Raw genomic sequence first — 21,749 nt, forward strand, 5'->3', positions numbered from 1 at the left:
TAACTCTGAAACCCTGATATGAAGAATAAAACCTTAATCGCTGTTTATCTGCTGACGCTAAGTGCTTTTGTGGGCATTCGTCCAGCAACAGGACAGACGATTACACCTCAGTTGGCTAATGATCGGATTCGCCTGATCTGGACAAAAACGCCCCGTGGTTTCGAGGAGAAGCAGATTCAGGTCAGGAAAGGTGACCGCTGGCAAACCCTTGGTACGCCTTCTGGTGAAAATACGCTGCTCTATGCAGCAGATAAGCCCAATCCGAAATCCGATACGACGTTCAAAACGATTACGGGTGAAGATTTTCCTAGTTCAAAATACCACTACCAGCAAGTGCAATGGGCAGAAAGTACCAGTCCGGTTTCGCTGAATAAGGCCGGGCAGGCTATTCACTTCTTCCCACAGAAAGCAGAACAGAGTGGCAAAAACAAGGTCGTATTCAGCCAGGAAACCGAAGTCGCTACCATTGTTTCGGAATGGATGTTAGACCCAAAATTTTCGTCAGATATTATTGTCAGGCAAACCATTAAGCCAAAGAAAGACGGCTATTTCTCGCTTGCCAGCCCGACAATCGCCACGATCTCAGAACAGAACCTGACCTGGGCAACGGTCCCCGGCTATTTTCAGGGGAACAAAATCCAGCCAAATTTCGCACTGGCCTATGCCTACGGTCACGGCATTCCATCTTTGCCCGTCCTCTACCGTGAACGCTGCGCCAGTACACTCAGTCCGATGATAACGACCAAAAACGGCATAACCCTCTCGGTTATTCCCGAGCCCGGTCTGGCGCGCGACCCGTGGGCGAATGATAAAATCACGCAAACAGACTGGAACATCGGGTTATCGCACATGAACCGAAAAGCGCAGCTTTCACCGACGCTGTATTATCCGGTATTGGGCGAACCAAAATCGGCCTTGAAAGTGGGAGAAACCATTAGCTATAGTTTCCGCTATAGCCTGACCGACGGCGACTGGTTCAAAGCGCTGAACCATGCCGTTTATGACGTTTATCGGTTCAACGAATCATTGGCATTACGGCAAAGCAAACAATCCTTAACGGACCGGATTGCCAAAATGCACCACTACCTGACCGATCCGAAAACGTCCTTATGGAACATTGAGGATTTTGAGGGTAAGAAAATTGGGGCGCAGTCGTACCTGGGTGGTGTAGTAGGATCGAACAAAGACGCCATGAAGAACTCCGATTACGGCGCCATGTGGATGCTGGCAACGGCCACGAAAGACACCGCGCTAACAAAAAACGTTCTGCCCTACGCCGAAAACTTCAAACTGGCTCAGCAGGAAACGGGAAATAGTTTTTTCAAGGGGGCGCCTGAGGGTCAATACTATCTGGCCAAATCAAAAAAATTCGTCGAAGAATGGGGTGAAGTGGTCGAACCAATTGGCTTAACGTACTATACCATGCTCGACATCGGCAACATGCTCTTATTCGAGCCAGAAAACGCCGAATTGAAAGAGCGGCTGCGCTTTGGTGCTGACCGGTTGTTGACCTGGCAGAAATCGGATGGTCGCTGGGCGGTCGCCTACGATCGCCATTCGGAGCAGGAAATCTTCAAAGACATTCAGGATGTGAGGCCAACGTTTTACGGGTTGATTGTTGCCTATCGTATTCTGAAAGAGCCAAAATACCTCGCTGCCGCCCGAAAAGGAGCGGACTGGCTGATTAAAAACGCCGTTGAAACGGGGAGTTTTCTGGGCGTATGTGGCGATGCCCGTTATGCCCCTGACTTTGCGACGGGACAGTCGGCGCAGGCGTTTCTGGATTTGTTTGACCTCACCAGCGACGCCCGCTACAAAGATGCGGCCATTACGGCGGCCAAGATCTATACTACCTCGATTTATACCCATCCGATTGCCAGTCATCAGGCAAAAACCGTGAACGGGACTCCACGCGAAGATTGGGAAATCAGTCAGGCGGGGTTGAGTTTTGAACATGGCGGCATTTTCGGTTCGGCTACCCGGCTGGGACCTATTCAACTGTGTAGTCATGCCGGTCTGTTTATTCGGATGTATGGCCTGACGAAAGAACCGATTTTTGCGGACATGGCCCGTTCAGGGGCCATTGGGCGCGACGCGTTCGTGGACTCCAAAACCAGCGTTGCCTCCTACTATTGGCAAGCCATGAACAGAGGCTCCGGGCCGTATCCACACCATGCCTGGTGGCAAATAGGCTGGCTCACCGATTACCTGATGGCCGAAGCGGAATTGAGGTCGGGCGGAAAGGTGACGTTCCCACGGGGGTTCGTAACACCCAAAGTTGGCCCCCACCAGACGTATGGCTTCGCCCCAGGGACCATCAATGGCGAAAAAGCTACGCTGCTCATCGATGAAAACCTGGCAAAGATCGATAACCCGTCGATCGACTATCTAGTAGCCAAAGCCGTAACCGGAGAAAAGCTGTTTGTCGTCTTGATGAATAACCGGGCGCAGTCCTCTGATTTTCACCTGGCTATCAGAAACGGAAAATCCATTTCGAAGCAGTTACCAGCGTTCGGAATAGAAGTTATCACGGTCGAATCCAAGGATTTATAACCCTTAACCTACTTACCCATTGAATACAACCATTGATACTGCCGTCATCGTCATATTCTCGGCTTTTGTGCTGGGAATCGGGATGCTGTTTGCCCGGACGGGACGAAACCTGAAATCGTTTTTTGCGGGTGGAGAAGCCGTGCCGTGGTTCATTGGTGGATTGTCACTTTTCATGAGCTTTTTCTCAGCAGGCACTTTTGTTGCCTGGGGATCAATTGCATATAAATACGGCTGGGTCGCAATCACCATTCAGTGGACGATGTGCATTGGCGCGTTGGTAACGGGTTTGTACCTGGCTCCCCGCTGGAAAGCCGCCGGTGCCCTGACTGCTGCCGAGTTTATCCGCGAGCGGCTCGGCCTCACGGTTCAGAAAGTCTATATTTTTATTTTCACGCTGGTCAGTATTTTCATTAAAGGATCGGTACTGTATCCGGTGGCTAAACTGGTAAGCTCGTCCCTCAATCTGCCAATAGTGCCCTGTACCATTGGGCTGGGTCTGTTCATGATCGCCTACACCGCCGTGGGTGGGTTATGGGCGGTTATGGTTACCGATATTCTGCAATTTGTGGTGCTGTCTGCCGCAGTATTCATTCTGTTGCCATTGTCGTTGGATAAAGTGGGAGGTTTCGATGGCTTCACACAGGCCGTACCCGCCGACTTCTTTTCGCCCCTCAATGGTGAATACACCATCGGATTCGTGCTGGCCTTTGTGCTTTATCACATCGCTTACATCGGTGGGAACTGGACATTCGTACAACGCTACACGAGTGTAGACAGTCCAAAATCAGCGCGGAAAGTCGCCTTTCTGTTCGCCGGACTCTACCTCATCAGCCCGATTATCTGGATGATGCCGCCTATGATCTACAAAGCCATCAATCCGGGGCTGGTTGGTTTAGACACGGAAAACGCCTACCTGAAAATCTGCCAGCTTGTGTTACCGCCTGGTTTGCTCGGTCTGATGCTGACGGGTATGTATTTCTCGACCTCAGCAAGCGCCAATACGGCCCTGAATGTGGTTTCAGCTGTTTTTACGAATGACATTTATAAAGGCCTGATAAATCCGAAGGCATCTGACAAACAGCTGATTCGGGTAGCACGCGGGTCGTCGTGGGTGTTTGGTCTGGGCATGATCGGCATCGCGCTACTTGTTCCGGCAGCGGGCGGCATTGTTGAAGTGGTGCTCAGTATTTCGGCTATTTCGGGAGGGCCGCTGCTGGCTCCTCCCCTCTGGGCTTTGTTCTCTAAACGCCTGACTAGCCGCGCAACACTCTGGATCACCAGTATCGGCCTGGCCGTCAACTTATTCTTTAAAGTACTATCGCCTTTATTGCTGGGTTTCAAACTTTCAAGGTCATGGGAAACGGCCATTGGTATGGGGATACCTCTGTTGCTCTTGCTTGGTTACGAACTGTGGGCAAGCTCGCGGACCCTTGTAGCCGATGAATACTACCGCTATCTGGTGGCCCGACAACAAAAACGGGATGACGCGCAAAGTAATGAAGCACAAACGGAGTTAGCGGCAGAAGCCATTGAGGTAAAAAAACAGAATCGCTTTGGCTTACAGGTCATTGCAGGTTCGCTGGTGTTCACGGCCCTGATGCTGTTCGGCCTAAGCTTTCTGACCGTATCCGGCGCGGGCATTACAGCAGGCATTGCCGTAGTCATTTTGCTGGCTGCCCTGATTCCCTGGCGGGCTGCCGGTACTGTTGTTAAAACTACTTCCTCAAATGCGCCGATCGATAGGCCAGTTAACGAACAAATATAGAATGATCAGTAAATTCCATAGGTTGATAGTGATGGCTGTTTTTTTGCTGGCGGGTTCAGCGCAAGGCCAATATGCAATCCGTGACCCGAAAGCAATTCCGCTACATGGGGAATGGCGGTTTGCACTCGATCCGGCTGAAGCTGGCGAATCAGAACAGTGGTTCTCCAATAAGATACCGGTCAATGGCTGGGATAAAGTCAGTGTGCCGCATTGCTTTTCGGTCGATCCACGGTATCAATTTTATACCGGCACGACCTGGTATCGGCGCACATTCGGTTGGCAACCATCGGGCAAAAAACGGGTTTTGCTGCATTTCGACGGGGTTTATTACGCAACCACGGTATGGATTAATAACCGTAAAGTCGGTTCACACGAAGGTGGCTATACCCCGTTTAGCTTCGATGTTACCGATTACCTGACGGCCGGTTCGGAAAACAGCCTGGCTATTTCGGTGAATAACAACACCTGGAAACCGGGCAGTATACCCGGAGCCAAAGACAATGGCCGCCCCAATGATCCTTTCCCAGGCTGGATGAATTACGGCGGTCTGATTCGGCCGGTTTACCTGACCGTCGAGCCGGAAGTCTACGTGGAGAACGTGAAAGTGGAAGCCTTGCCTGAGTTAGTCAAAGGAACAGCCACGCTCACCCTCAAAACCCGCGTTCGGAATACATCGGGGCAAGCGATTACACCTGCCATTCAGTATCAGGTTAAGCAGGGAAATAAAACGCTGGTGTTGAAATGGAAGAGTGCAACTGGCACTGTCGGTCCAAATCAAACGGCCGTGCTGGAAGCCGAAGCGCCCCTAAAAGCCACTGATGTGGATTTATGGAGTGTTGACAAACCGACACTCTACGATCTACGAGTTATTGCCGGGACCGATACGACCACTACGCACTTTGGTATTCGGAAGGTTGAGGTTCGAAATGCGCAGCTGTTGCTCAATGGCCAGCCTATTAAAGTAGCGGGTGGCAATCGGGTTGTCGATTATCCGGGACTCGGCTCAATGGAACCCGACTGGCTGATCGAGAAGGATCTGCGGCTGATGAAGGAAGCAGGCATGGAATTTCACCGCCTGACGCATTATACCCCCAGCGAGGCCGTTTACGACTGGGCCGACCGAAATGGTATGCTGATTATTTCGGAAGCGGGTAACTGGCAGCTTACCCCAAAGCAGATGGCAAACGATACGATCCGCCGAAAATTCCAGCATCAGTTCCGGGAAATGGCCGAGCGCGACTGGAATCACCCCAGCGTAATCGCTTATAGCGTTGGCAATGAATACCTGTCCGAAACGCCTTCGGGACAAAGCTGGACGAAAGACATGATTGCCTACGCCCGCACCCTCGACGCCACCCGGCTCTACACATTTGCATCGATGCGGTTAAACATACTGCCGAAAAAGCCGGAAGATGAAGCCAGTCAGTATTGTGATTTTGTTTCAACAAATTCCTACGGCAATCATGCCAAAGTACTGGATCACATTCACCAACTCTACCCCGACAAACCCATCCTGATCAGCGAATGGGGTCGTCGGGCCGACACCGAAACGGGCGATGCCGGGCAGATTGCCGACGTGGAGCAGGTTGTTCGGGAAATCAGGAAGCGGCCCTACGTAATCGGCGCGTCGTGGTGGTCATTCAATGATTATCAAAGTCGGCATCAGGGCACCAATCCCAACGGCTACCGTCCGTGGGGGCTTGTCGGGCCAGAACGGGCAAAACGACCGATGTACGCGACCTATCAGCGCGAAATGGCACCCGTAACCGTCGAAAAAACAAGCTGGACTCCTGGGCCAGAAGGCGTTCATACGCTTACCATCCGGATAACGGCCCGTAACGATTTTCCGGCCTATACCCTTCAGGGCTACCAGCTAAAAGCCAACGATGACAGCCTTGACATACCAACTCTGCAACCGGGTCAAAGCGTTGACCTCATTGTTCCCGTTCGTGGGTTTGACAAAACCCTTCATGTAACCATCCTGAAACCGACGGGCTTTTCAATTCTTACTCAAACGATTGATCTAACGAATGATACGCGAACAAGCAACCGATAAACGAACCTTAAAAACCATCCGACATGACGCCGATCTGATTGTAGTTGGCGGGGGCTTATCGGGTGTCTGTTGTGCCATCACAGCAGCTCGGGCAGGCATTCGCGTCGTGCTGGTGCAGGACCGGCCTGTGCTCGGCGGTAACGCATCGAGCGAAGTACGGCTGTGGGTTCTGGGCGCAACTTCACACATGGGCAACAACAATCGATGGGCCCGCGAAGGCGGTGTCATCGACGAATTACTACTCGAAAACTGGTACCGAAATCCGGAAGGAAATCCGCTGATTTTCGATACGATTCTGCTCGAAAAAGTAATTGGCGAGTCAAATATCACCCTGTTACTGAATACGGCGGTGTATGAGGTAGAGAAATCGACGCCCGATACCATCAGCGAACTAAAAGCTTTCTGCAGCCAGAATAGCACGCTATATGAGCTGGTAGCTCCTTTGTTCTGCGATGCTTCCGGCGACGGAATAGTAGGCTTTCAGGCGGGCGCAGCCTTCCGGATGGGAGCCGAATCGCAGGAAGAGTTTGGCGAAAAGTTCGCCCCTTCGGCCGAATACGGCGAGTTGCTGGGCCATTCGATGTACTTCTACACGAAAGATACGGGGCGTCCGGTTCGCTTTGTTCCACCGTCTTATGCACTGGACGACATTACCAAAATTCCTCGCTATCGTCGGTTCAATACCCAGGAATACGGTTGTCAATTGTGGTGGATCGAGTATGGTGGCCGCCTGGACACCGTTCACGATACCGAAAAAATCAAATGGGAATTATGGAAGGTTGTCTATGGCGTCTGGAACTACATCAAAAATTCGGGGCAGTTCCCGGAAGCCGAAACGCTAACGCTGGAATGGGTCGGTCATATTCCGGGTAAGCGCGAAAGCCGCCGGTTTGAGGGGGATTATATTCTTCGCCAGCAGGATGTTGTTGAACAACGCGAACATGTCGACGCCGTGGCTTTCGGCGGCTGGAGTATCGATTTACACCCGGCCGATGGTGTATTTAGCGAAAAGCCCGGCTGTAACCAATGGCATAGCAAAGGGATTTATCAGATTCCCTATCGCAGTCTCTATTCCCGTAATATCAACAACCTGTTTCTGGCTGGTCGCCTGATCAGTGCCTCGCACGTTGCCTTTGGATCGTCGCGCGTGATGGGCACCAGTGCCTATGTAGCGCAAGCCGTCGGTATGGCTGCTGCCCTATGTACACGCGATGGGTTAAAACCCCGTGATCTCGTCGACAGGCCAGAGCGGCAATACATTGCGTCTTTACAGAACGAACTGCTAAAAATTGGCCAGTACATACCCGGTCTCCGGCTGCATGACGATCAGGACTTAGCCCAACAGGCGCAACTATCGGCATCCAGCGAACTTGTTTTGAGCAGCTTTCCGCCCGATGGCTCACTCGTTACACTGGCGCAACCATCGGCACAGATGCTGCCGATTCCGGCAGGGCCCGTACCTCATTTGACGGCCTATGTGACGGCTGATCAGGATACAACCCTTACGGTAGAACTACGTCGAAGTAGCAAACCCGGTAATCATACGCCCGATGTAACGCTGCAAAGACTGACAATTTCCGTACGAAAAGGGAAGCAGGAAGTCGATTTGCCATTTGATGCAGCGCTGAACCAGGCGGGTTATGTATTCGTGTGTTTCTTAAAAAATGAACACATCCGACTCCAGTACAGCCAATTGAGAGCGACCGGTATAGTATCGGTGTTTAACAAGAGCAATCCGGCGGTGTCAAATTATGGCAAGCAGGAACCAACCGACGACATTGGTGTCGAAACGTTTGAATTCTGGTGCCCGGAACGCCGTCCTAAAGGGCATAATATTGCCTTACAGATTGAACCCGGCATCCGGCTGTTTACGGCTGAAAACGTGCGAAATGGCCTTCAGCGTCCCACGAACCAGCCTAATGCCTGGGTAGCGGCTCCGACTGATCCCAATCCAACGTTAACGCTGAGTTGGGCCAACCGGAAGCAAATTAGTCGGGTCGAGTTATTTTTCGATTCGGATTTTGACCATCCGCTCGAATCGGTTATTATGGTACACCCCGAAACAGCGTCACCCTTTTGCGTTCAGGAATATGTGCTTTGTAATGATCGTAATGAACGCATTTTTCACCAAACCGAAAACCACCAGAGCCGGAACGTTATCCGGTTCGAGCAAACACTTGATACAAGTAGCCTGACAATCCATTTGAAAGCCATGAACGGCAATGCACCAGCCGCTTTACTGGAAATCAGGGTTTATGAGTGAGTGGGTATAAGTGTGAGGTCAGTTCCTTAAAACTGACCTTTGTGAGGGCGGTTCACGTGTCGGTTTTAAGAAACCGACACCACACTTATTAGCGTGAGGTCAGGTTCTTCAACCTGACCATTGCGGGGACGGCTGTGGAGTCGATTTCTCAAAACCGACTCCACTTTATCATATCGGCTTCTTTGTAGACGAATTCACGGCTCGAAGCGAAAGTCCTATGATCAATCAACTAGCTTATTTACCCGGTCTTTTGGTATACTCCGTGAAACGAAAAACCTCCTGCCGTACAACATCAAATGCCCGGTTAATCTGGCTCTGAAGTTTCGTCGTCTCGCTGCTTGCCGGATTGGCCAGCACATTCGTATTTGCCATAGTCTGAAAGGCAATCAGATTATACCCTTTTTCGCTCCCTTTTGGCACAATCAGCGTTGACACGCCTGCGCCAGTAGTTTCGTTTTGCCGGACACGAACAGCGTTCAATTGCTTTATGGGCGTAACCAACGTTGACCAATCGGCCGTGGGATCACGCAATTTCATAAAGTCAACAACAACGACGGGCGATTTATCGGGCGAAAATCCAGCACCAAACGACGCATCGACCGTCTCCCAGACTTCCATTTTTACAACAGGTGCCGTTGCCCGATCACGTTTTTGCAGATTGGCCATACGGGTTTGCACACTATCGCCATAGATTTTCGCGATGGCCGCCGGAGAAGCGCCCTGGATACCCATTACTGGCGAAACAATCACCGTCACATAGTCATAATCCGGGTTAGGGTTAGAACTCATCTGTTTGACCATCATGTGCCAGCCAATCATCTTGCCTTCATCTACCGCAGCCTGATTGATGACCCGCCACTCCCGCTCAACGGGCAGCGCATCCTGGATGGTAAGACCGGGCGACAGTTTGTGAAAAATGAAATACGTATAGGTTTTGGCGGTGGGAGCCGACTGAGCCAATAAGCGACTGCCAGGCAGGCATACTAAACCAAGCAGGGCGACTTTGCAGCCGAAGAGGAAGAACGGTTTCATAAAATCTATTTCTTTAATTGATGGGTCAACATTGCCTGAATCGTATCTGCCTGTTTATAAAGCCGTTGATAATCTCTTAGCAACTCCTCACGTGTCGTCTGACGAACGTACATTGTGTTTTTAAACTCGATCTCATTGATAATTGAGAGTATATCAACCTTCTTTTCTAACGCCCGATCACCAATCACTGGAAAGCGCTTTAGCAGAACAGGGGCAATGACGAAGTTCGTAGTCTGGAGTTCAGCCGTTTCGACCTGATCGATCGATTCATAGCCTTTGTAGTAGTCGAACAAACTGCTTTTTAATGGATAGCTGGTAATCAACTGCATGTTCCCCGTGCTTTTCAGGTCGGCAAACGTGGCATCTTCGGCAATGAACCGGGGGCGTTTAAATACAAACTTGACATCTCTAATCACCTGACTATAACCCCGCTTATCAATATCGGATTGGCTTCTGAGCTCCACCAATGTCCGGGCTTTCTGCACAATCTGCTGCGTTTCTGCCATGACCTCCCGCAGCAAAACACGATCTCGCTTCAGGTCATCCGAAAGCCCCTTCAGGTAGATCTGTTCAACTTCCTGCTTGCGTTCCTTCTCTTTCCATTCGTCTAAAGCGAACGAGATAGTGATACTAAAGATGATGACGATAATTTCGAGGACATATTCTGGCCAGCGTTCCCGGACTAGCTCATAAACCCGGCCAGGCCCCTTTTTTTGTGCTGGTGGCTTATTGGGTGGCTCCTGATCCGATTGAGGCTGAGGCTGCTGTTGGTTTTCCATACGATCATCGATCTGCCAGACAAAAGCCGTCTAACCAATAAATCTCACTAAATTAAAACGTTACGACTTCGTAGTACGCTTTTTTAGGCTTCAGGCTGGTATCGAACAACAACGGATAATTCTTACGCCCCGGCAGCTACATATGGTTGCCAGAACCAACCCTATCCTAGAACCCAATTGAGTTACCCCCATCAACGGGCAGTGATACGCCAGTGACATATTTGGCGGCTTCCGAAGCCAGATAAACAGCGGCCCAACCGATATCATCGGGTTTGCCAAATTTCCCCATCGGTGTCCGACGCATGGCGCGGGCAAACCGGTCGGGATCTCCGCCCATTGCTGTTTTGCTCATCGCTGTCTCAATAAATCCGGGGGCAATCGCATTGACGCGAACGCCATTGCCCGAAAACTCCGACGCCAGCACTTTAACCATGCCCTCAACCGCCGACTTGGAAGCGGCATACGCTACCACCCTGTCAAGTCCATAATAGGCGGCCATCGACGAAATCATGATGATCGAACCACGTTTACGCGCCATCATGCGTTGCGCACAGGCACGGGTCAGGCTGAAGACGGAGTTCAGGTTTGTGTGAACAATACGGTCGAAATCTTCGTCGGTTACTTCAAGGGCCGGTTTTTTCATGTTGATACCGGCATTATTGACCAGAATATCAATGGGACCGTGTGCGGCTTCAATTTCCTCTACCAGGCCATCCAGCGATCCCCTTGCTGTTACATCGTTCACCTTGTAATAGGCCTGAGCACCGGTGCGGCTTTCGGCAAGCAGTCCAACTGCTTCCTGTAGGGGCTGCTCCCGACGACCTGTGATGACAACACTGGCCCCGGCCACCACCATACAACGGGCTATGTCAAAGCCAATTCCACTCCCCCCACCCGTAATGAGCGCGAGTTTGCCTTCGAGCGAAAAAATGGTATGAACCGTTGGATTGACTGCCTGCTGCACGTTCGTATTCTCTTGCACTTGTTCCATTTTTTAGGTTGGTTATTCAATCAGTTTATGGCATTTATTTTCCAGAGGACGTGCTGTCTCCTGCCGCCCCGGAAAACAAAAACCATAAACCGTAAACTATTTTATCGGTGTATCCCTCGAATCGGCGTAGGCTTTACTGAAATCGATTTTCCGGACCTGCCCGACCACGAAACGGACTCCCTGAAAAATGTGCTGGGTAAACGTAGGGTCTTCATAGTCTTTTTTATCATGACCAAGCGCCGTACACCAGGTATATCCTCCATCGAAATTGTAATACCAGGCCGCCGGATAGAGCTCGGTGTATGACCCCCGATTGGCGATTATCTTGTCTTTTTCTTCCTGGTCTTGTGGATTCAGTGCGGTCAGATCATGTACCATTACGACGGTTGGCCCTGGCGACATTTCTTTCGAGAAATAACACTCATCCCCTTTCTCCCAAACCTTGGGCAATCCCTGCATGGACGGATGGTTCGTGTCGATAATATTGAGTTTGAGTTTCTGGAAATGAGGATGCCAGGCAAACGTTCCACCAAGCATTCGCTTAAACCAGAGCCAGTTACGCTCGGTCCCTATGACAGAATGAATGCCAACAAACCCGCCACCAGCCTCAATATACCGTCGAAATGCCAGCCGTTGCGCATCGGTATCGAATACATCGTTGTTGGTACTTGGGAAAATCAGGGCTGTATATTGCTTCAGATTTTCTTCGGTGAAGACCGCTGGCTGATCTGACACATCAACCTTGAATCCGTGCTGCTGCCCAAGTTTCTGAATACACTGAACGGCATTGGGGATGTTATCGTGAACATATCCTTTCCCATTTTTTGTGTAGACCAGCACCCGGACTTTCTTCCAGTTCACCTGATCGTCCAATGACCAGCCGACACTCGTGGCAACCAGGACTAAAAGCAGGGTAAGTACGTATCGTTTCGTCATGTGTCAATATCGGAATTCGGCTTCCCGAACGTTTTGAGCGTTCGGGAAGCCCGGCGTTTCAACGCCTTAACTCTTACTTTTCAGGTGAATTGGTTGCGCCTGCTTCTGGGCTTTAAGTGCCAGCTCGGTAGCCAGAAAACAATGCTCCTGCGTCATAGCGGTTTCGGTACGATTCAGGATGTCGTTCACGAGTTGTTCGCCGTAGGGCAGTGTCTCTTTGCTACAATCGAAGTAGCGGGTTTCTTTATTATCCGTCAGAAACAGGTGGTTTCCGCCTTCGCGCCCACCCGGATCAATGTTCTTACGAATCTCGATGAAGCCTTCTGTACCAAGAATTGTCAGGCGACCATCACCCCAGGATTTCAACCCATCCGGCGTAAACCAGTCGACCCGAATGTAGCCCACACCGCCATCACCACGCAGCATCACATCGCCGAAATCTTCGAAGTTTGGGTATTGCGGATGGTTCGTATTGCCAATCTGCGACGCAACCACATCGGCTTTGGAAGAACCGGTAAAGTAGAGAAACTGATCGAACTGGTGCGAACCAATGTCGCAGATAATGCCACCGAACCGCTTCCGATCGAAGAACCAATCCGGACGCGACTTGGGCGTTATGCGGTGCGGCCCCAGGCCAATTGTCTGGATTACTTTGCCAATTGCGCCCGCCTTAACCAACTCTCCGGCTTTAACCGTCGCCTTATTCTCGAAGCGTTCACTATACATGATTGAGTAGATACGCTTCGTTTCCTTCTGAACGCGACGTACTTCGGCCAGTTGTTCAAGGGTTGTGATACCGGGTTTATCGGCCATGTAATCCTTACCAGCCTTCATGACCCGAACACCCAGTGGTGCCCGTTCGTCGGGAATACCAGAACTGAGAACAAGTTGTATGGACTTATCATCAAGAATTTCCTGTTCGCTTTTGGCGAGTTTGGCCTGTGGGTATCGTTTGGCAAACGCAGCCGCCAGATCAGGCTCTTTCGCGTAGAATGACGTTAATTCGCCACCACCCCGAACCGTAGCTTCCACCTGACCGTAAATATGGCCGTGATTCATGCCAATAACAGCGAACTTAATCCGTCCGGCTTTGGGAGCCAGCGGAGTCTTCGTTTCATTTTCGATGACCAGTCGTTGAGGAGCAGTCAACACCTCACCAGGCAAGCCCGGTAACATGATCAGGCCAGCCGCCGTTGCGACGGACTCTTTAAGAAACTTGCGTCGATTATCCTGTGGGTTGTTCATGATTTTAAGGGGGTTAAAGAGGTAAAGAGTGAATGAGCGAACGAGTGATCCCCATCATTTTTGCTGAAGTATCACACGTTCACTCATTCGCTCTTTCATTTGCTCTTTGATTTTTTCGCCAGTTCCAGCGCTTGCGTTGTGGTGTAATATTTAGCCAGCATGTTGGGGACCTCCCAGGCAGGCATCTTGCCTTCTTTCAGGTATTGCAGGTATTTCTGCGTTACCCGACCAAAATGGGCCTCGTGACCTTCCTTGTATTTTTCGGGAATGACGACTTCCCAGCCTTTTGCTATTTTCTTTAGTTCGACACCCGGAAACTCCTTTTGAATGGTCGGCAGAGCAGTTTTCAGCGAGGCATCGAGGGCTGTGTTTCCTTTGATCGGCTCGATATACAGCGTTGGCTTATACTGTTGCTCAGCTCCCTGTCGAATGATCAGGTTGGCTTTCGTTCCGCGCATAATCGAGTAGTGGGTGTCGCCTGCTCCTTCCGGTGCTTTATAGGCCCAGGTAACCGATACTTTTGCATGCACACCCCGGAGCTGATAGTTAATCTCACCGTTGCTGTATACGCGCAGGATGCTGTCTTTTACGACATCTTTTTTGAGGTAATCTGGAAAAGCATCCAGTTTTGTTATAGCCTTAAATTGACTAAGGCTCATATCCGTCGTCCATCGCCGGGCCGACTTAAGGTTAATATCTTTTTGATAGTCAATGGTTTGTTCGGGAAAACATTCCCACTGAACAAGATCGACCAGGTGAGTCGTTACATCGACAATTCCTTCGCCCTGCTGCGCAACGTCCATAAACCAGGCCGGGCGCGTGAGGATGCTTCCCGACACATTTTTATAGAAATGGTGAACACTCTCTTTCGTAACGGATGGATTGTCGGGCGTCCCTTTTTCCAGTGTTCCGAACACGTCGGCCTGCATCGAAAAGGCCCGCTGTAACATGGTCGATATTTCGTACCGTTCCGTCATGATGTCATAGAGCAACACCTTATTTTTCTCCGCCGTAGCGAAAGCATCTTTCAATTGGCCAAAATTCGACGAACTGATAACCATTGGTTTATCGGCCAGTACATTAAATCCAGCGTCAACCGTTTTCTGGATGTAATCTGTTTTCAGGCGGTTGTTTCCAGCCATCACCACTACATTCCCGGCCCGATCAGCTATCATTTTGTCCAGGAAATCCGCGCCTTTATAGACTTTTTCTTTCCAATGGGTCGGATCGTCGGGGCGGGTATTGTAGCCCTGAATTTTATCCAGATACAGTTGCAAATCGGGTCCGTCGGACGCATACACATGCACGACCGAATCCACGCCGTCATACATCGTTTTCTGCACCAGAGCCGCATGAAAATGACCGGGGTCTAACGTGATCAGGCGAATCATACCATCATCAGAATCTTGTCCGGCTTTTTTCTCCGACGATTGACAGGCGGCAAGTAGTGCGGCCATAAACAGGCTACCAACAGTGGGCAATAACTTCATTTTAGCTAGCATTATAGTTTAAACAATTTACGGTCAAGGAGTTGCGATGAGGTGACGCATTCGTTTCATGCCGCTCCGGCATACCGGCCCACCCCAGTTTCCTGACCATAAACCCTTATCTCCCCTTCGCCGAGGCCACTGCTTTAATGGCATACGTTGCACGCTGTGGGCGCGACAGCAGTTTATTGGCTTCCGGGTCGTTTTTAAACTGTTCTTTTTTCGGGTCCCAATAGAGTTTACGATTCAGTTTCATAGCCGCATGATGGAGCAGGCAAGCCGAGCAGGAACGGTGACCAACTTCGGCCGGAGCAATCGGTTCCTTGCGGCTGATGATGCTTTCCAGCCAGTTGCCGTGATGTTCTTTACTGACAGTCAGATGAACTTCATTGGGTCCGATAACCGATGTGAGGAGTTTGGGATCACTGGCATCCAGTTTCTTGGCCGCATTCTGTTTCGCAATAGGATCGCTGGCCGTTACGGCCGCATCGCCACGAGAGACGAAAATCCAGCCTTCAGTTCCTTCGAATTTAATGCCATTGGCAATCTCATTCGTGACAATCATCCGCACGCCATTTTCATACAGGGCTTCTGTACGGAAAATGCCATGTACATCCCACAGGCCTTTTTTCGGAAAATCGGCTTTGCCCCAGATTTCAACAGGGCCGGTGTATTCTGTATTCATGGCCCAATGGGCCGAATCGACGTGGTGTGCGCCCCATCCGGTGATCATTCCGGCACCGAATTGTTCACAACGTAACCAGCCGGGCCGATCGTAGCCAACTTGTGGATGCACCCGTTTTTCGGTATAGTAAACCTCCGGCGTTGTGCCCAGCCACATGTCGTAATTCAGGTTTTTCGGAACGGGCATTTGAGGCTCCTCTTCACCCGATGGGTCGCCGGGCAAACCAACATAAACCGTTTTTAACTGTCCGATCCGGCCATTGCGGACCAGCTCGGCGGCATACCGAAACTGTTCCGATGAACGCTGCTGGCTACCAACCTGTACGATCTGCCCGGATTGTTTGACCGCATCAGCCATCATCCGGCCTTCGGCGATGGTAAGAGAGGCTGGCTTCTGCATGTAAACGTCCTTTTTTGCCCGCACCGCATCGACTACAATCGGGGCATGCCAATGATCGGGGGTACTGACAATGACGGCATCGATATCTTTGTTGTTCAATAATTCCCGATAGTCGGTATAACCCCGAACGCCATCATAATCTTTACCTGTTTTCTTGGCATAATAGCCATTGACCAGCTTCTTGGCATCTTCAACCCGGTTGCTGTCGAGATCGCAGACGGCCATAATCAGTGCGTTATCATACTGCCATACCCCCGGCATATCATGCCCACGGGAGATACGTCCCGTGCCAATGGCAGCGATATTGATTCGATTACTAGGAGCATTTTTCCCAAATACCGACGCAGGCACAATCGTTGGAAAACCACCTATGATCGTCGTGGCTAAGGCTCCTGTTGCTGTCGTTTTCAGAAAACTACGTCTCGATACGTCCACTACTTCGTCTTTTTTCATGGCATTAAGGATTTAGGAATCGTTAGTATACAAAGCTTATTAAACATTACATCTATCTGTTTTTCAGAAAATGATTTCTTACAGATTGTCGCAGAAACTCAACGAAGCAGGTAAATATCAACCAGTTGTTTTACCTCACCCAGTGTTCGTTCCGGCTTTTTGTAGGGAGCCGGAATGGGCTGACGCGCATACTCCTGTAGATACAAAACCCACGCATCCCGCCACCAAATCGCTTCTTTATGCTGGGTTTCCAGTCGGGCAGCGACGTCGGCGTATGTTTCCGGATCAATATTGTTCTTCACTTGCGCCCACTGTTTCTGCATCCAGCCAACGGAATCGGCACCCGTATAGAAACGCGTGCAGAGTTCATCCCAGAGTGTGCGGCCCGTTGTCAGTTTCTTGGTCCACGGCACATGGTGGAACCAGAGCAAATAGGGTAATGGGCAGGTTTCGACGTTATTCCAGCGCTGCTGCACCTCCGGACTATATTGTGCCAGCGCATTGCTCCCCGTAGACGTCCGGTCAAAACCCAATCCTACCGAATCGGCCCGGTGGTAGTAAATGGCTGTCCAGTCGGGCCGGGAGCTTTTATTTTGCCAGGGTTCGGGCGCAAAGTGAACGCCCGACCAGGGGCGCGAAAGCCCAAGCGGGGTATTATAATTCACGTAAATTTCCCGCGATCTGAGCATCAGATCAGCAATGTGTTTTACAGCCTGAGGCTCATTGGTGAGCGTCATTTTTATCCATTCGTTCGCAATCGCTTCAGCAGACAGCGTATTGTCCCAGGCCAATCGTCCATAAGCATACCAATTCGCCTGCGCCATCGGATGACCCGTCCAGTTACGGTCGGAGCCCGTGTTGGCAACACCCGCCATAGCCGTTATTGCATAGCCGTGTAAGCTACCATCCACAACCCTGGCGACGGTTGAATTTTTACCTTTAGCGTAGGTATCTGTCTCCAGGCATTCCTTGAAAATGGGTGCTTCGTAGACCATGTGCGTTGCAAAGCCGAGGTATTCCTGCGTAATCTGGAACTCCATTGCCAGCGGTGTTTTGGGCATTTTCCCGAATAAGGGCGAAAATGGCTCACGAGGCTGGAAATCAATAGGACCGTTTTTCACCTGAACGATCACCTTTTTATCGAACTTACCGTCGAGGTCACCAAACTCTTCGTAAGCCGCTTTGAAGCGGTCGGCTTTAGGGTCAGCCTTGTAGACAAAGGCCCGCCACAGCACAATACCATCATAGGGTTTCAGCGCTTCGGCCAGCATGTTGGCTCCATCGGCATGATTGCGGCCGTAATCCTGCGGGCCGGGCTCGCCTTCCGAATTGGCCTTAACGAGAAAACCGCCAAAATCCGGAATGAGCGCATAGATTTCTTTCGCCTTATCGGCCCACCATTTCCGAACCTCCGGGTCGAGTGGGTCGGCTGTTTTCAGACCGCCGATGGTTTTGGGAGCCGGGAAATAAACCGACAGATAAACCCGAATGCCATAAGGCCGAAAAACAGTAGCCAGTGCCGCTACTTTCTGGATGTATTCACCCGTAAGAAAACGAGCGCTGGCATTGACGTTATTGACAACCGTTCCGTTGATACCCAGCGATGCATTGGCCCGGGCATAATCGCGGTAGCGTGGGTCCAGCCGTTCGGGGAGTTCGAACCATTTCCAGAGCGTTCCTCCTGCATACCCCCGCTCAATAGTGCCGTTGGTATTATCCCAATGGTTGAGCATCCGATAGCGAACCTTTGGGTTACTGGTCAGCGAAATAGTGGAGAGAGGTTGGCGCGTCTGAAGTTGGCGTAGTAGCCCAAAGGCACCATACAAAACGCCCGACTCGGTTTTTCCGTTAATGACAATGTTGTTTGACTGGCTTGAAATCTGATACCCTTCTGCATTCAATTCCTGATTGCTGGCCGTTGGGCCATTCCCGACAGCCAGAACAATGCCACCCGTCCGGCTACCAGCGTTGGCAATAACGGGTATCGATTTACCCAACAACCCCTGCAAACCGATCTGCAACTCATCGGCTGCTGCTTTCAAAACCGAGTTGTTGCCATTCAGCGCGATAAACTGCGCCGAACGTGCGTAAGCATCCCGCTGACCCGCGTCTTTAATCAAATCATATTTCAGCCACAACCGATACCCATCCTCCCGGTCTGGTGGTCCGGCGTAGGTACTGGTGGCGACCAGCAGGAGGACAACAAGTTTAGTGTACTTTATCGAATTCATGTGTTGCTAGTAACGCTTCGTGAAGTTGTGTACTACTACCCAATGCTGGGATACCAGATAGTGCCTAAAAATTAATAGTCGGCCGATTGCTGGGTCAGTATACCTTCTGTTTCTTCCAGCGATCGAATGATTCCGAACTCCAGTCCGCGTAGCTCTGCCAGTCCGCGCAGCCGACCGATTGCCGAATAACCGGGGTAGGTTCGCTTATGCAAATCGTCGAGCATCTGATGGCCGTGGTCAGGACGCATCGGTATCGCCGTTGCGCCAATACCCAGCTGGGCTCTCCGCTGCTGTTCCAGCACAATTGCCTTCACCACAGCATACATATCAACATCGCCGGCCAGGTGATCTGCTTCATGAAAGTTGCGGGCATCACCAGAACCCTCGGCACCTTCCCGCTTCGTTGTACGGAGATGAATAAAGTGAATGCGATTACCGAATCGCCGAATCATTCCGGGTAAATCATTGTCGGAGCGGATGCCCAGTGAACCCGTACAGAACGTGATGCCATTGGCGGTTACGTCGCAAGCCGCCATCAGTTGCGCCAGGTCCGCTTCAGTACTGACTACGCGGGGTAATCCTAACAAGGGCCGGGGGGGATCGTCGGGGTGAATGCAGAGATTAATCCCGACTTCCTGAGCCAGTGGGGCAACTTCCTGAATAAAGTAATACAAGTTTTCCCGAAGCTCCTTATCGCCAATTGTCGCGTATTCATTTAACAGGCCCTGAAATGTATCGAGCGAAAAAGCCTCTTCAGAACCAGGTAATCCGAGCAAAACAACATTGGTCAATGCGGCAATTTCCTCAGCCGTCATCCGCTCAAACTTCTGACGAGCCGACTGGGCCACTTCAGGTTCATAATCAGGTTCAGCACCCGGACGCTTTAAAATGCACAGATCGAACAGCGCGAAATCCTCCCAAACGAACCGCAGCGCCCGCGATCCATCCGGCATTTCATAGTTAAGATTGGTACGCGACCAGTCGAGCACCGGCATAAAATTGTAGCAAACTGTGTTGATGCCACAAGCGGCCAGGTTGCGGATCGACTGCTTATAATTTTCGATATACGCGGTTCTGCCCGAACGACCTTTTTTGATGTCTTCATGAACGGGCAAGCTCTCGACCACCGCCCACTGTAAAGGCGAATACCGATCATTCATGGCCTCAACAAGCTGCTTTCGTTCGTCAATGGCTTCGACTGACCAGACCTCACCTACCGGAATCTGATGCAGCGCCGTCACTACGCCCGTGCAACCTGCCTGCCGTATATCCATTAATGAAACCGGGTCGTTTGGCCCGAACCAGCGCATGGTTTGTAACATTCCCATAATAAATGCTCGTCGCGTTTGGAAAAACAAGCTGGTTAGCCTGCTCCCAACCGGTTATTTAATCCGTTTAAATTGTTTTTCGGCAAATTCCAGAAATACCGGCCAGTCGGGGGCATCGGTATGACCACCTTCATGATTGCGGAAAGCCAGTTCGCCGTCCATCAGCGCTTCGTCAGGCTTGGGCATTTCGGTTGTAGTCAACCCTTTTTTACCAAGCAGATTATACACCGGGCTAGCGCCAACACAGGCCAGAAACATGCCATACGAGTCGCCCCAACTGTCTTTTGTGCCACCCGTAATAAATAACGGCCGGGGAGCCACCAGCGCTACCAGTTCGTGCGCATCAACGGGCATGGCAGCCCAATTGCCCCCGTATTTAACGAAGTTCTCTGCCATCCAGTGGTATTCACCCGAGCCAGCCACGTTGTCGATGGTCTCGCCATAATTTCGTTTTTCGAGGGAAGCGCCCATCGATCCGGAACAGCTGGCAAAAACAATAGCCCAGCGAGGATCGGTAGCACCTGCAAGCAAGGCAGTTTTCCCCCAGCGCGAATGCCCCTGAATCCCGATTTGTTTGGCATTGATGGCCTTGTCGGTCTCGAAATAATCAAATGCACGACTTAGTCCCCAGCACCACGCAGACAATACGCCCCAGTCGTCGGGTTTTCGGTCTTTTCCTTCATTGACCAGGCCAATAATACCTTCATGCAAACCACCTCCATTATCCATCTGAATAGAACCGGTATTGACAGTTGCTACCGCCCAACCCGCCGTAATGACCCGGTTAATCGTCAGCATTGGGGCGGGAAATGATCCCCAGACCAGCACCATCAGCGGCACTGGCCCTTTGGCACTGGCCGGTGTATACAGGGTTATATTGATACTCGGTTTGGCACTGGGGTATCGTGAATTGTCAATGTGGCCAACAATTGTTTTTCGGATAGCTTTGCTTTTGAGTGCCGTATCGATCACCTCCGTGACTTCAAAGCGCACTTTCGGCGTATTCTTCGGTGTTTTGCCGTATATCTCGGTCAAATAATCATTCAGAATTTCGGGTCGGCGCTGTTTCCACCAGGCATTCGCATCCTTAACAGGCTTGCCACTTTTTAGCACCAGCGGGTTCGGCAAGTCGTGGCCTTCAGCTTTCGTTTCGTCGTAGTTGGTCCAGTTGCCCCATCCTGATCGAACGTGGGTATTGCCCGCATCGTCGTACCAATTGGTTGACCCCTCTTTCTGCTTGAGCTGCGAGGGTCGCTTAGGATCATCGGCGGGCGGAGGCAGCGTCGGCAATTTCAGATTTAGCTGATTCATTACTTTCTGCCAGTCTTCCTGGCTGGCCTCCCGCATTTTGTTCATATAAGCCGTCCGCTGCTCGGGCGTCATTTTCTGAAAATCGGGTGCCTGAGCGTTCGCAACGGAGCCGGATAGCATACTGATAATCAGGCAACAGGTACAAATTGCTGCGAGAAGTCTGGGCGATCTATCTAAAAGGTCAACACGTTCGGGCAGGGAATTATGCATTGGGAAAATTATTTTTCATGACATT

General features: G+C 51.0%; 14 protein-coding genes. 4 read left to right on the plus strand and 10 right to left on the minus strand.

The window, feature by feature from the left end; all coding sequences use genetic code 11:
* Positions 1 to 18 precede the first annotated feature (18 nt).
* Genes GJR95_RS09340 through GJR95_RS09355 form a run of 4 tightly spaced genes read left to right on the plus strand, consistent with a single transcriptional unit; the run spans position 19 to position 8,637 of the window.
* Complete coding sequence (locus GJR95_RS09340; protein WP_162385612.1) at positions 19 to 2,553, plus strand: glycerophosphoryl diester phosphodiesterase; 2,535 nt, start codon at positions 19 to 21, stop codon at positions 2,551 to 2,553.
* 19 nt (positions 2,554 to 2,572) lie between these two features.
* The gene (locus GJR95_RS09345; protein ID WP_162385613.1) at positions 2,573 to 4,318 is read left to right on the plus strand and encodes a sodium:solute symporter family protein; all 1,746 of its coding nucleotides are present in this window, start codon (positions 2,573 to 2,575) and stop codon (positions 4,316 to 4,318) included.
* Between the two features lie 31 nt (positions 4,319 to 4,349).
* The gene (locus tag GJR95_RS09350; RefSeq protein ID WP_232541133.1) at positions 4,350 to 6,374 is read left to right on the plus strand and encodes a glycoside hydrolase family 2 protein; all 2,025 of its coding nucleotides are present in this window, start codon (positions 4,350 to 4,352) and stop codon (positions 6,372 to 6,374) included.
* Entirely contained in the window at positions 6,349 to 8,637 is a 2,289-nt protein-coding gene (locus tag GJR95_RS09355; RefSeq protein WP_162385614.1) for an FAD-dependent oxidoreductase, read from the plus strand. Before GJR95_RS09350 ends, GJR95_RS09355 begins: the two co-directional genes overlap by 26 nt.
* Positions 8,638 to 8,871: 234 nt before the next feature.
* Here the strand turns inward: GJR95_RS09355 and GJR95_RS09360 are convergent, their stop codons facing one another.
* The 10 genes from GJR95_RS09360 to GJR95_RS09405 all read right to left on the minus strand — a co-directional run bounded on the left by GJR95_RS09360 (position 8,872) and on the right by GJR95_RS09405 (position 21,634).
* Entirely contained in the window at positions 8,872 to 9,669 is a 798-nt protein-coding gene (locus GJR95_RS09360; protein WP_232541134.1) for a hypothetical protein, read from the minus strand.
* Positions 9,670 to 9,674: 5 nt separating this feature from the next.
* A complete protein-coding gene (locus tag GJR95_RS09365; protein ID WP_162385615.1) occupies positions 9,675 to 10,448 on the minus strand; it encodes a hypothetical protein in 774 nt (257 codons plus the stop codon).
* A gap of 166 nt (positions 10,449 to 10,614) precedes the next feature.
* Entirely contained in the window at positions 10,615 to 11,439 is an 825-nt protein-coding gene (locus GJR95_RS09370) for an SDR family NAD(P)-dependent oxidoreductase (RefSeq protein WP_162385616.1), read from the minus strand.
* A gap of 96 nt (positions 11,440 to 11,535) precedes the next feature.
* Positions 11,536 to 12,375: a ThuA domain-containing protein gene (locus tag GJR95_RS09375; protein ID WP_162385617.1), complete on the minus strand. Its 840-nt coding sequence runs from the start codon at positions 12,373 to 12,375 to the stop codon at positions 11,536 to 11,538.
* 66 nt (positions 12,376 to 12,441) lie between these two features.
* On the minus strand, positions 12,442 to 13,620 hold the full coding sequence (locus GJR95_RS09380) for a Gfo/Idh/MocA family protein (protein ID WP_162385618.1): 1,179 nt from the start codon (positions 13,618 to 13,620) through the stop codon (positions 12,442 to 12,444).
* A gap of 95 nt (positions 13,621 to 13,715) precedes the next feature.
* A complete protein-coding gene (locus GJR95_RS09385; RefSeq protein WP_162385619.1) occupies positions 13,716 to 15,110 on the minus strand; it encodes a putative oxidoreductase C-terminal domain-containing protein in 1,395 nt (464 codons plus the stop codon).
* Between the two features lie 115 nt (positions 15,111 to 15,225).
* Positions 15,226 to 16,644, minus strand: a complete 1,419-nt coding sequence (locus GJR95_RS09390; RefSeq protein ID WP_162385620.1) for a Gfo/Idh/MocA family protein — start codon at positions 16,642 to 16,644, stop codon at positions 15,226 to 15,228.
* A gap of 98 nt (positions 16,645 to 16,742) precedes the next feature.
* Positions 16,743 to 18,875, minus strand: a complete 2,133-nt coding sequence (locus tag GJR95_RS09395; RefSeq protein WP_162385621.1) for an alpha-glucuronidase family glycosyl hydrolase — start codon at positions 18,873 to 18,875, stop codon at positions 16,743 to 16,745.
* Positions 18,876 to 18,946: 71 nt separating this feature from the next.
* The gene (gene uxuA / locus GJR95_RS09400) at positions 18,947 to 20,203 is read right to left on the minus strand and encodes a mannonate dehydratase (RefSeq protein WP_162385622.1); all 1,257 of its coding nucleotides are present in this window, start codon (positions 20,201 to 20,203) and stop codon (positions 18,947 to 18,949) included.
* 54 nt (positions 20,204 to 20,257) lie between these two features.
* Positions 20,258 to 21,634 (minus strand): alpha/beta hydrolase family protein, encoded by a 1,377-nt coding sequence (locus GJR95_RS09405; RefSeq protein ID WP_162385623.1) that lies wholly within the window; start codon positions 21,632 to 21,634, stop codon positions 20,258 to 20,260.
* Positions 21,635 to 21,749 lie beyond the last annotated feature (115 nt).

Source organism: Spirosoma endbachense, from assembly GCF_010233585.1.
Taxonomy (GTDB): domain Bacteria; phylum Bacteroidota; class Bacteroidia; order Cytophagales; family Spirosomataceae; genus Spirosoma; species Spirosoma endbachense.